Below are 12,577 nucleotides of genomic sequence, written 5' to 3'. Positions count from 1 at the left end.
CAGAACTAAATTGGCGACATAATCACTAAAAACTCAGGTAACGAGAGAGAGTTGATTAAAGAGATATCCGATAGGCTATTCCAATAAAAAAGCCCCGCAAAATATGCGAGGCTTTAAATTCTTTCCAAGTGAATGTTTATTTCAAGCATTCACTTTATAAAACGTTAGCTTATAGCTCTTCGCTTTCTTCTTCTTTCTCTGCGCCCTTCTCTTCAAGAACAGCAGGAGTTAATAACAACTCACGAAGTTTAGTATCGATCTCAAGAGCAACCTCTGGGTTTTCACGTAGGTATTTACCAGCGTTAGCTTTACCTTGACCGATCTTGTCGCCCTTGTAGCTGTACCAAGCGCCTGCTTTTTCTACTAGCTTATTCTTAACACCTAGGTCGATAAGCTCGCCTTCACGGTTGAAGCCTTTGCCATAAAGAATTTGAGTTTCAGCTTGTTTGAATGGTGCAGCAATCTTGTTCTTAACAACCTTGATACGCGTTTCATTACCAACAACTTCATCACCATCCTTAATCGCACCTGTACGGCGAATATCAAGACGAACAGATGCGTAGAACTTAAGCGCATTACCACCAGTTGTTGTTTCTGGATTACCGAACATCACACCAATCTTCATACGAATTTGGTTAATGAAGATAGCCATACAATTAGACTGCTTAAGGTTACCTGTTAGCTTACGCATTGCTTGAGAAAGCATACGAGCTTGAAGACCCATGTGGCTATCGCCCATTTCGCCTTCAATTTCCGCTTTAGGTGTCAGTGCAGCTACTGAGTCAATAACAAGAACGTCGATAGCACCTGAACGAGCTAGAGCGTCACAGATTTCTAATGCTTGCTCACCCGTATCAGGTTGAGAAACAAGAAGCGCGTCGATATCAACACCAAGCTTCTGAGCGTAAATAGGGTCAAGTGCGTGCTCCGCATCAACGAATGCACACGTTTTACCTACTTTCTGTGCTGCAGCAATAAGCTCAAGCGTTAACGTTGTTTTACCTGATGATTCTGGGCCGTAAACTTCAACGATACGACCCATTGGAAGGCCACCAGCACCTAGTGCGATATCTAGAGATAGAGAACCTGTAGAAATAGTTTCTACGTCCATTGTGCGGTTGTCACCAAGACGCATGATCGAACCTTTACCAAATTGTTTTTCAATCTGACCAAGGGCTGCGGCTAACGCTTTTTGTTTATTCTCGTCCATTTCTATCTCCACATAATCGGTTGTCTCAACAAGCGATTTAGAATCTATTTCTAACCCACATAGGGGTGACTAATTGGCTTTCATTATACTGTTGATTCATACAGTGTCTATACCTGTGTGAAAATAATTTGTACAAATGTTATCTGTCTTCCATTGAGAGGTAATCATAAATAACTTGCAGGGCATGGTGCGTCGCTTGTTGGCGTACTTGTGATCTATCACCTGTAAATACATTCGTTTCTACTTTATTCCACCCATCACAGGCCTTCCAAGCAAAACACACCGTCCCTACAGGTTTATCTTCCGAGCCACCACCAGGACCGGCAATACCACTTATCGATACCGAAATTGTGCCATTTGAATTTTGCAACGCACCATCAGCCATTTCGATTACTACAGGCTCACTGACAGCACCAAACTTAACTAAGGTTTCAGACTGAACACCGATCATCTCTTGCTTTGCTTCATTACTGTAGGTCACAAAGGCGCGATCAAACCATGCTGAACTTCCAGCAATATCTGTAATAGCGGTCGCTACACCTCCACCAGTGCAAGATTCAGCCGTCACTAAGATATGTTGGTGTTTAGCGAGTAAATGTCCAAGCTGTTCACTAAGAACTTGAATCGTATACATCATCGGCTCCCTTTATCTACGGTCATATCATTTGGATTTGCATCTTTTCGCATGTGTCGCTTTTCGCACGAAACGCTTTCACGTATCCTAAGCCGCAATAGAAATAAACGAAAGAAGTTAACTGTGAAAGCCGATCAAAAACATACTCCTGATGCAAGAGTGTTATTTAATATATATAACAACAACATACACCAATCCAACTAAAGAAGTTATACTTTTACCTATACTTATAAAAACCTTCGCGGCAAAACTCATCCTCTCAACCTCACGTTTTTATAAAAACACTAGCACGATCGGCAACATATCACCCATTCATAAAGAAAATACATACGCAACAATAAGTAACAAGTGGCACATCAATTGCTTGCTTTTTGAGTTATCTACTTTTAAAGGTGTTGTGCTATGCCATTAAATATAAATACAAACTCTGTAGCGACGTCTACGCAGAACCATATTAAGACATCAAACATTGCTCTCAAGGATGCAATGAATAAGTTGAGTTCTGGTTCTAACATAAATTCCGCTAAAGATGACGCTGCTGGCCTCCAGATATCAAACAAACTTCAAGCTCAAAGTCGAGGGTTTGAAGTTGCGATGAGAAACGCCAATGATGCGATATCGACCTTAGAAACAGCGGAAAGTGCTCTTAATGAATACACTGAGATTCTTTTCCGCGTTCGAGATTTATCTCTGCAATCTGTCAATGGATCAAACAGTAAGGAGGATAGAGATGCGATCCATCAAGAGATCACACAATTAGGAAAAGAACTAAATCATATAGCTCTTACAACTCGTTTTGCTGGGGAAAGCTTGTTTCTTGGCGAAAAAGACAATAAAAGCCTCGACAAAAAAATCACTTTCCAATTAGGACAAGAGTCCGGGCAAGCAATGATGGTAACTCTGCCCAATCTGACGCATATGCACGGCTTTCAATCTGTCGCAACATCAATGCCATCACACTTATCTGAAGGAATACCTCAAGGATGGAGAACTCAAAAAGGTGACTCAATTTCTTTCATCTACTCTCCCCAATCGAACGGCGAAAAAGAAAAAGTAATTACCTTTAATGAAGGGGAATCGGTAGAAGGAGTTGTCAACATTCTAAACTCTTCATTTAACAATGAAGTCAAGTTTTTTATTGCAGAAGAGACAAATAGTGACGGAGACAATATCCAGAAGATAGGATATGCGAGAAAACTGGAAAATAGGTCAAACGATGCAATCCATGTAGGTATATTTGATCAAAACTTTACGTCTCTACCCAACAACCGCTTAATATATTCCGCAAACCCTTTCAACTTGGGAGATCTCCAGATGGGCTTTTTAGGCTTAACAACGTTTGAGAACACTTCCTATGCAAAAAATAGCACTCATAACGACAACTCTCTATTATTCGCAAGTGACCAGCTTATCGAGCGAGTAAGCTCTTACCGCTCTAACATCGGAGCAAACATAAATAGAATTACAAGCTCTTTTAAAAACCTAGAAACACAGAACATTAATACCCAAGAAAGCAAAAGTAGAATAAAAGATACTGATTTTGCAAAGGAAACGACTAAACTGACCAAACAAAAGATAATTGGCGACGCTGCTACTAGCATGCTAGCACAATCACAGAACGTTCCTAAGAGTATACCTCAACTACTTGTCTAGCGGTGGTTTCAGAACCAGCCACCGCCAACTCTAGTGTATCTCTAACATATAGCTATAGTACAGATAGAGCAATTAATCATGATGTTCTAATCGTTTGTTGCTATGTACCTTACGTAATCCAGCCCACTTTTCATCAGAGACTCCAAGAGTAAACCTTAGCTCTGAGTAACTATGGTTATCCATGAACATCAAATATTCAACTAACCTTGAACCATAGAGAACGCCTTTGACCTTCTTTCTTCTACTGTTCAAATAAAACTCACTTCCATATAGCTTATGTGTATAGCTAAGAACTTCGACTGCATCTACTACATCGAATTGTAGTGGTCAACTAAAATTGGCCACGGTTTTAGAGTTTTCCCAATATAATCGTTCTGATTCATTGGGAGTTAGACCACCGTTATACTGATGTGGTCTGAGTTGGCAGTAGTATCCGATAATGTAACGGGTAATCTCTTGTTGAGCCTCAGCGAAGCTACGATAACCCACAGTTGGCACCCATTCCGTTTTCAGACTTCTAAAGAAACGCTCCATCGGCGCATTATCCCAACAATTCCCTCGGCGAGATAAACTCTGTTTTATTTGAAAACGCCACAGCAATTGACGGTATTTACGGCTAGTATAATGACTGCCTTGATCGCTATGGAACATAACACCTTTAGGCTTACCACGTGACTCATAAGCCATCGAAAGAGCTTTGCCTGTTAGTCTAGAATCAGGTGATAGAGACATCGACCAACCAATCACTTTTCGGGCAAAAAGATCGATAACAACGGCTAAATACATCCACCGATTACCTGTCCAAATATACGTCACATCACCAGCCCATACCTCATTTGGGGCGGTAACCGCAAACTGACGACCTAAGTGATTTGGAACGTCAATATGTTCTTGTGAAGCCTTTCGGTAACGATGTTTTGGCACTTGGCAACTCACTAAACCAAGCGTTCTCATAAGTTTTGTTGCTCGGTATCGGCTCAGCTTTCCCCCCTGATTTGTGACTATATCTGCAATGGTTCTCGCTCCCGCAGAGCCATTGCTTGCAGCGTGAGCCTCACTGACCAAGCTGCGCAATTTTACTGTTTCAGCGTTAATTACCGTTGGGCGTTTAAGCCAATAGTGATAACTACTTCGATGAACATTGAAGACTTCGCATAATGTTTTTACGCTGTAGCTCTGCTTGAGTTTCTTGATTATCAAGAATTGTTCAGTGAGTCCGACATCAACAGAGCCGTGGCTTTTTTTAATATTTCATTATGCTCTTCAAGGCGAGCCAACTTCTTTTTTAATTCCCGAATTTCTATTTGTTCAGGGGTCATCGGTGAAGCTTTCGGTGTTTTTCCTTGGCGCTCTTCTCTAAGCTGGCGAACCCACTTATCCATCGTGGACTTGCCCACATTCATGGCTTGGGCTGCTTCAGTCACTGAGTAATTTTGGTCTAGGACTAACTGAGCTGCTTCTAACTTAAATTCTGCGCTAAATAGTCGTCTTGTACGTTTTGTCATAGTGTCACCTGTTAACTTATGAGGTGATGATATCACCTCTAACTAAGTGACCAAATTCACCGTACCACTACAGATGGTGAGCCAAATTTCTATATACATCTCTTAGTTTTACCAAGTATCTACATTACGTTAGTCATGTAGTATGGAGCTTTTTCAAGATGGTCACTTACTAAGGACCTACTAGGGGAAGGTCTTTCGTTTTGCTTAGCGAAGTTTTCTAAATTTGAAGTAATCTATTGATTACTAATTTAGCCAGATCACTGACTCACTTTTGTCCAAAAATGAGTTTGGTGGGCGCGTTTATCCTTATCGTATAGGTTGAATCGCACCACCAGTTTTGTGAGGTTTAACCAACTAAGACACGTCACATTAGTACAAATCTGCAACCTGAAAAACCATTTAGCTTCGTAAGAGTGCTTCCAATCAAGAAATAGACTCACTCATTAGAGAATCTAAATGGTCAGCCCATTTTTGCAACCAAACTCTACACTCATCCTCATAAGAATGAAGGTCATAAGTCCCATTAATACCTTCCTTTGTATGTCCTAAAACGGCTTCAGCAACTTCTGAAGGACACTTTTTCCTAGCAAGTCCTGTTCTAACCGTTCTTCTTAAATCATGGGGAGTCCAATTGGGGATATCTAACATCATACCTTTCTGCTTCAAACTCCAGATTTTTTCAGATAAATGTTTTTGCTGAACAGGTCTGCGAGTCCTCTGAGATTGGAAAACGTAATCATTTTTATCTCGTTTTTGGTATTTGTTCTGTAGCCACTCAGCCGCTTGATTAGAAAGCATCACATGACGAACCAGACCAGTCTTAGTTTCTCTCAAAAATAGAGTTTTATTGTTCAAGTTGACATCAGACCAAGCTAAGGAACATACCTCACCTGTTCTACAACCAGTCCAGAGCGTCAGTCTCAAGATCCCCTTTTGGTTCTGACTAAAACCAGAGATTGGTAACCAATTCAAAAACTGAACAATTTCTTCATCATTGAAATAGCGTCTTCCTTTACTACAAGTTAATTTCACTTTGGATATTTTCAAGCTATCTTTAGCTTGTAGCGCAGGGTTTACAAATTCATAAGATAAGTAACCAGTTGAAATAGCATAACGATACGCTGAAGTTAGTTCTCTAAGGACATACCCAGCTTGAACATTTGCTCCGCGCTCAACGATCCCCATAACCAAATCAGATATATCTTTACGGGTTAGGTCAATAGCTAGCTTTGAACCAATAGGTTTTACGACGTCTTTATACAGCGTTCGGCGAGCTTCCTTTTGTCCTTTAGGTTTCCTATTACTTGAACCTTCAATGTAGCCTTTCAGATAATTATCAACCAAGTTTTTAACGTTGATCTTAGCGTAGCGATCTGATTCTTTAGCTTGAGTCTCTAGGAGCTTCTGTTTTTCCAATTCTCTTTTAGGACACTTACCTGCATCTCTAATAGCTTTTAAGTGCTTAAGCTCAACTCTAGCTTGCTCCAAAGACATGTCTGGATAAGTGCCAAGCTTAGCTTGAGTTATCTTGTTGTTTACCGGAGAACGATAGCGGTAAGTAAATGTCTTACGTCCTGTTTTACCAACATTAACTCGCAACCCTCTATATTCACCAACATCAACCAAGGTTTTTCCATCAGCTTTATGGTTTCTAATTGCTCGATCACTAAGAGGTTTGTTACTCTTTCCCACGGTCATATTTGTATAATCCTTAACTAATACGCAAACAACACAATATGACTATCTTAGTGTAGGAATAATCCAAAAGCTACACAAAAACCTACACTTAATTATGGGATTCACTGACACCAAGTGGCACTCCATGAGACTAGAAACCACACATGGTTGGTCGTAAAACATTGAATATTATTATGAAAACATTAGAAGAAACCAATAAAAACAAAGCAACCAACCACAAACACACACCTATGATGCAGCAGTATCTGAAACTCAAAGCAGAAAACCCAGAAATTCTGCTGTTCTATCGCATGGGCGATTTCTACGAGCTTTTCTACGATGACGCTAAAAAAGCCTCTCAACTACTCGATATTTCACTGACTAAGCGTGGCTCTTCAAATGGTGAGCCAATTCCTATGGCGGGTGTTCCATACCATGCTGTTGAAGGGTATCTTGCGAAGTTAGTGCAGTTGGGCGAGTCCGTAGCAATTTGTGAGCAGATTGGTAATCCAGCAACTTCAAAGGGCCCTGTTGAGCGCGCGGTTGTGCGTATCGTGACACCGGGTACCGTAACCGACGAAGCCCTGCTTTCTGAGCGAGTCGACAACTTAATCGCCGCTATTTACTACCACAATGGTAAATTTGGCTACGCGACGCTTGATATTACTTCTGGTCGATTCCAGCTATGTGAGCCGGAAACCGAAGAAGCAATGGCGGCAGAATTGCAGAGAACGTCACCACGTGAACTGCTATTCCCTGAAGATTTCGAACCTGTAAATTTGATGGCAAGTCGTAATGGCAATCGCCGTCGTCCAGTATGGGAATTTGAATTAGATACAGCTAAGCAACAACTCAATCAACAATTTGGTACTCGCGATCTTGTTGGCTTTGGCGTAGAAAATGCGAAGCTCGGTTTGTGTGCTGCGGGTTGTCTGATCCAATACGTTAAAGATACCCAACGAACAGCCCTTCCGCATATCCGTTCACTCACAATGGATAAGCAAGATCACTCAGTGATCCTTGATGCGGCAACTCGCCGTAACCTAGAGATCACTCAAAACTTATCGGGCGGCACTGATAATACCCTTGCCGAAGTGCTTGATCACACCGCAACCGCTATGGGCAGTCGTATGCTTAAGCGTTGGTTACATCAACCAATGCGCAATATCTCAGCACTCGATCAGCGCCTAGACGCGATAGGTGAAATGAAAGATTTGGCTCTATTCACAGAGCTACAACCAACCTTAAAACAGATCGGTGATATCGAACGCATTCTTGCTCGATTAGCACTTCGTTCAGCGCGTCCTCGCGATATGGCTCGTCTTCGCCAAGCAATGGAATACTTACCAGAGCTTGCTGAAACACTGACGCAACTTAAACACCCATATCTTACTCAACTTGCTCAATATGCTTCTCCTTTGGGTGAAGTATCAGAGCTGCTTGAGCGTGCGATCAAAGAAAACCCACCGGTGGTTATCCGAGATGGTGGTGTGATTGCAGAAGGCTATAATACCGAGTTAGACGAATGGCGTGACCTTGCAGCGGGCGCAACAGAGTTTCTTGACAAGCTTGAGCAAGAAGAGCGTGAACGCCATGGCATCGACACGCTTAAAGTTGGCTACAACAACGTACACGGATTCTTCATTCAAGTAAGCCGCGGGCAGAGCCATCTTGTGCCACCACACTATGTTCGCCGTCAAACGCTTAAAAATGCAGAACGCTACATTATTCCCGAGCTAAAAGAGCATGAAGATAAAGTCCTCAACTCAAAATCGAAAGCCCTGGCTATCGAGAAGCAGTTGTGGGAAGAGTTATTTGATTTGTTACTGCCTTATCTAGAGCAACTGCAAAATATCGCTTCTTCTGTATCTCAGCTTGATGTTCTGCAAAACTTAGCCGAACGTGCAGACACTCTTGATTACTGCCGTCCAACGATGACAGAGTCAGCTGGTGTGCAAATTCAAGCAGGTCGTCATCCTGTAGTGGAACAAGTGATGGACGAACCTTTCATTGCGAACCCTATCGACCTCAATGATCAACGTAAAATGCTGATCATCACAGGTCCAAACATGGGTGGTAAGTCGACCTACATGCGTCAGACCGCACTCATTGCGCTGATGGCTCATATCGGTTGTTATGTACCAGCAGAAAGCGCGACGATTGGCTCTATCGACCGTATCTTTACGCGTATTGGCGCATCGGATGATTTAGCTTCGGGTCGTTCAACTTTCATGGTTGAGATGACAGAGACCGCGAATATTCTGCATAACGCTACACCAAATAGCCTTGTGCTAATGGATGAGATCGGCCGCGGCACCAGCACTTATGATGGCCTATCACTGGCTTGGGCAAGTGCTGAATGGCTAGCTAATCAAATCAATGCGATGACACTATTTGCAACGCACTACTTTGAACTAACTGAACTGCCTAACCAACTTCCAACCTTAGCGAACGGTAAGTGTTCACCAAGCCCTATTGACATAAAAAGTGTGACCTTACGCAATTGATCCCACTTTGGGTCTTGAGTGATCATTCTGGGAAGCCATTATGGTTTCATGACTAGAAAAAAATCACCTAAATACCAAGAAGCACCACCTGAAGTCTCAGATTTGAATGAGGCTAAGGTGCTTATTGATGAGCTGTGGGAACAGCTCCGACATTATGAAGACAAGCTAACCACTAGCTCCAAAAACTCTTCAAAATCGCCCTCTTCAGACAATCCTAAAGATCGCCATGAGCGAAAAAAGCTGAAAGCTCTGGTGGTCGCAATTCGAGAGGAGCTAAACAAGGCCACACAGGGCATCAACGAAAGCTCTCACCGTTAAAAAAAACGGATGTCATCATTGACTGTTTCCCTGAAACTTGTCCTTGTTGCGCTCAATCTGACATTGAGGTTCAAGGTGGGCCATACTATCGCCATCAGGTCTTCGATATTCCAAAACCCACTGTCGATATCACCGAATACCGTTTATTTTCAGGTCAATGTAGGCACTGCAAAGAAACCGTCAAGGCTCAAAAGCCTGACGATGCATCGCAAGGGATTATAGGGCCGAACTTATTAAGTTACATTGGCGTGCTTGCAGGGCAATATCACCTCAGCGTTCGGAAAATCCAATCTCTACTCAAAGAACAGCTTGGCACAACCTTTTCGGTCGGTGCGATTAGCGAAGCGCAAACGAAGGTCGCTTCAATGCTAACGCCATTGCATCAAGCGATAAAACAAGCGTTAAAGAAAGCGCCTTTGATTCATGCTGACGAAACCTCTCATCACCGAAATGATGAAACAAGCCTTCGTTGGTGTTGGTTAGTGGCCAGTGATGACCTTGTCTATGAACAAATACTCTATTCACGCTCTACCTCCTCAGCAAAAAAGGTCATCGATGAAGACTATGCAGGTATTGTGGTCAGTGACCAGTGCCCAAGCTATAACTGGATAGCCGAAGACCGTCATCAGTTATGTTGGGCACATGTGAAGCGCAATCTTCAGCAAATGGCGGATTATAGTGGCGGTGGCCACACCGCTTATATTGGCAAACATCTTTGTTTGCTGACGAACGCCATTTTCCATACTCGGCATCGTTATGAACAAGGTGAATTGGATTATTCACTGTACTTGCGGCGAATGCACAGGCTACAAAAATCGTTCGATCATTGGTTGAGAAAAGGGACAGATGTGATGGTCAAGCGGTATCGAGGGCGATGCAAGTTACTGCTTAAACATAGAGAGAGCTTGTGGGTTTTCCTCAAGAAAACATCAATCCCCTTAACCAATAATGAAGCTGAGCGATGTATTAGAGGTTTTGTCATTCAAAGGAAAATTAGCTTCGGAACGACCTCGGATGCAGGTGATAAATTCCGTAGTCGTATCCACACACTCATCGAAACCTGCAAAAAGCGCGGTCTATCAGCAATGTCGGTGTTGAGTGAAATCATCACGGCTGTTGTGGCGAAGAGACCGTACCCCAACGTCTTTGATCTATAGGTGACTCTCACCCTCCGTTAATATCAAGTCAAGTTACCTTGGTGAACGATTACGTTTTAGGGGTACTTGCTGTCGATGACGTAGTGGATGCCGATGATGTAGTGGATGCCGCGACAGGCGCAGCAACTGCTGCAACCGCCACTGTTGATTTACCATACGCTGGTGCGCTGTAGCTCGGGCGCCACAACTTAAGCTTCTGCCCTGGGTGGATTGTATAAGGAGCAGAGAGCTTGTTATAACTAACTAAATCGTTAACGTCTTTGTTCGTCACATAAGCAATAAAATAAAGCGTATCGCCTTTTTTCACTTCGTAGTAACTACCGCGATAGCTGCCACGATCAATCGAAGAGTATTTTTTATTTAAGCTTGAAACTGGCGCAGGCGAATTCGCTGCACACCCAACAAGGGCACAGCTAAGTAGTAAAGCACTTACTTTTAACAACTTCGAACGCATCGACTCTCTACCCACCTACACCATTAGTCTTGTTATTAAGCTAGTTCACCGGGAACAAGAGGTACAAATCTCACCATCTCGATCACGCTCGATAAAAACTCGTCACCATGGCGAACAATCTTCAACAATTGTTGTTCGTCATCACCAACAGGGATTAATAAACGGCCGCCATCTTTCAACTGCTGTAAAAGAGCCTGAGGAATCGACTCTGCAGCTGCGGTGACAATAATCGCATCAAAAGGCGCCTTGGAAGACCATCCTTGCCAGCCATCACCATGTTTGGTTGAAATATTGTAGAAATCGAGTTGCTTCAACCTGCGTTTAGCATCCCATTGTAGAGACTTTATTCGTTCAACCGAATACACATGGTCAACAAGTTGAGCTAGTACAGCGGTTTGATAACCAGAACCCGTGCCAATTTCCAAAACACGGCTATCTTGTTGTAGTTCAAGTAACTCTGTCATTTTAGCAACGATGTACGGCTGAGAGATCGTCTGCCCTTGTCCAATAGGCAGCGCATTATTATCATAAGCTTGATGATGCATCGCCTGCGACAAAAAACTCTCTCTTGGTAATTGGTAAATCGCATCAAGCACTTTCTGATCTTGAATGCCATTTTCAATCAGAAAAGTAACTAAGCGCTCTGCTTGTGGATTACTCACTTACTTCTCTCCTAACCATGTCGCCATCGCACCCAACGACTCATGCGCCGTTAAATCAACCTGTAGCGGTGTTACCGATACAAAACCATGCTCTATCGCATAAAAGTCCGTACCTTCACCAGCATCTTGTTCTTTTCCCGGAGGACCAAGCCAATAAATATCATGCCCGCGAGGATCTTTCTGCTTAATCATATCTTCAGCATGATGACGAGCTCCTAAGCGCGTCACTTGAGTACCAGACAGTTGATCCAAGGCTAAGTCAGGAACATTAATGTTTAGTAGGCGATTGGTCGGGATTGGATTTGCTAAATGTTGTTCGACGATACGACGAGCAATAACTGCCGCTGTCTTAAAATGTTTTTTTCCAACCAGAGAAAACGCCACTGACTGAACACCTAAAAAGTGCCCTTCCATTGCTGCTGCTACTGTACCTGAATAAAGCACATCATCACCAAGGTTAGCACCGTGATTAATACCCGTTAAAACCAGATCAGGCATCTCATTTTTGAGTAGTTCATTTAACGCAAAATGCACACAATCTGTTGGTGTCCCTTGTACCGAATAGGTATTTTCAGCAATCTCTTGAACACGCAGAGGTTGTTCTAAAGTTAATGAATTTGAAGCTCCCGAACGATTACGATCAGGTGCAACAATGATAATTTCAGCAAGATCACGTAATTCATTTGCCAGCTCATGAATACCTTGAGCGTGCACACCATCATCGTTGCTGAGTAAAATCTTCATCTTGTTTCCTTTCTTTTGTTCCATGCCAAGTGACTCAAATTCCCATATCAAGCCAC

General features: G+C 42.8%; 8 protein-coding genes and 2 pseudogenes. 3 read left to right on the top strand and 7 right to left on the bottom strand.

The window, feature by feature from the left end; all coding sequences use genetic code 11:
* Nucleotides 1-169 precede the first annotated feature (169 nt).
* Together recA and pncC are read right to left on the bottom strand one after the other, a co-directional pair.
* Complete coding sequence (gene recA, locus OCW38_RS02570; protein ID WP_010435812.1) at nucleotides 170-1,210, bottom strand: recombinase RecA; 1,041 nt, start codon at nucleotides 1,208-1,210, stop codon at nucleotides 170-172.
* Between the two features lie 139 nt (nucleotides 1,211-1,349).
* The gene (gene pncC, locus OCW38_RS02565) at nucleotides 1,350-1,844 is read right to left on the bottom strand and encodes a nicotinamide-nucleotide amidase (RefSeq protein ID WP_016768194.1); all 495 of its coding nucleotides are present in this window, start codon (nucleotides 1,842-1,844) and stop codon (nucleotides 1,350-1,352) included.
* A 402-nt stretch (nucleotides 1,845-2,246) separates the two neighbouring features.
* On the opposite strand from pncC, the gene OCW38_RS02560 reads away from it, so the two are divergent.
* Nucleotides 2,247-3,497, top strand: coding sequence for a flagellin N-terminal helical domain-containing protein (locus OCW38_RS02560; protein WP_261894987.1), 1,251 nt, complete (start codon nucleotides 2,247-2,249; stop codon nucleotides 3,495-3,497).
* A gap of 327 nt (nucleotides 3,498-3,824) precedes the next feature.
* Here OCW38_RS02560 and OCW38_RS02555 read toward each other — a convergent pair.
* Together OCW38_RS02555 and OCW38_RS02550 are read right to left on the bottom strand one after the other, a co-directional pair.
* Nucleotides 3,825-5,002, bottom strand: a protein-coding gene (locus OCW38_RS02555; protein WP_102461597.1) for an IS3 family transposase whose coding sequence is annotated in 2 segments (ribosomal slippage) — nucleotides 3,825-4,744 and nucleotides 4,744-5,002 — 1,179 coding nt in all. Because the reading frame shifts where the segments join, the coding sequence is not laid out codon by codon here.
* Nucleotides 5,003-5,425: 423 nt separating this feature from the next.
* Nucleotides 5,426-6,700, bottom strand: a complete 1,275-nt coding sequence (locus OCW38_RS02550; RefSeq protein ID WP_261894984.1) for a tyrosine-type recombinase/integrase — start codon at nucleotides 6,698-6,700, stop codon at nucleotides 5,426-5,428.
* Between the two features lie 173 nt (nucleotides 6,701-6,873).
* On the opposite strand from OCW38_RS02550, the pseudogene mutS reads away from it, so the two are divergent.
* Both mutS and tnpC read left to right on the top strand, forming a co-directional pair.
* A pseudogene (gene mutS, locus OCW38_RS02545) lies at nucleotides 6,874-9,132 on the top strand (DNA mismatch repair protein MutS); the annotation flags it as partial.
* 102 nt (nucleotides 9,133-9,234) lie between these two features.
* A protein-coding gene (tnpC, locus tag OCW38_RS02540) for an IS66 family transposase (protein WP_261894982.1) occupies nucleotides 9,235-10,661 on the top strand; the annotation gives its coding sequence in 2 pieces (ribosomal slippage) (nucleotides 9,235-9,427 and nucleotides 9,427-10,661; 1,428 coding nt in all).
* A 52-nt stretch (nucleotides 10,662-10,713) separates the two neighbouring features.
* Here the strand turns inward: tnpC and OCW38_RS02535 are convergent.
* The 3 genes and pseudogenes from OCW38_RS02535 to surE form a co-directional block, all read right to left on the bottom strand.
* Nucleotides 10,714-11,115 (bottom strand): annotated as a pseudogene (locus tag OCW38_RS02535) (LysM peptidoglycan-binding domain-containing protein); the annotation flags it as partial.
* A gap of 35 nt (nucleotides 11,116-11,150) precedes the next feature.
* On the bottom strand, nucleotides 11,151-11,777 hold the full coding sequence (locus OCW38_RS02530) for a protein-L-isoaspartate(D-aspartate) O-methyltransferase (RefSeq protein ID WP_010435798.1): 627 nt from the start codon (nucleotides 11,775-11,777) through the stop codon (nucleotides 11,151-11,153).
* Nucleotides 11,778-12,521 carry a 5'/3'-nucleotidase SurE gene (surE, locus tag OCW38_RS02525; RefSeq protein ID WP_010435796.1) on the bottom strand — a complete coding sequence of 248 codons (744 nt, stop codon included), beginning with the start codon at nucleotides 12,519-12,521 and terminating at the stop codon, nucleotides 11,778-11,780.
* Nucleotides 12,522-12,577 lie beyond the last annotated feature (56 nt).

It is taken from the genome of Vibrio cyclitrophicus, from assembly GCF_024347435.1.
Taxonomy (GTDB): domain Bacteria; phylum Pseudomonadota; class Gammaproteobacteria; order Enterobacterales; family Vibrionaceae; genus Vibrio; species Vibrio cyclitrophicus.
Note: the sequence above shows the minus strand (reverse complement) of the source record. Positions and strands in the feature narration are given on the sequence as shown.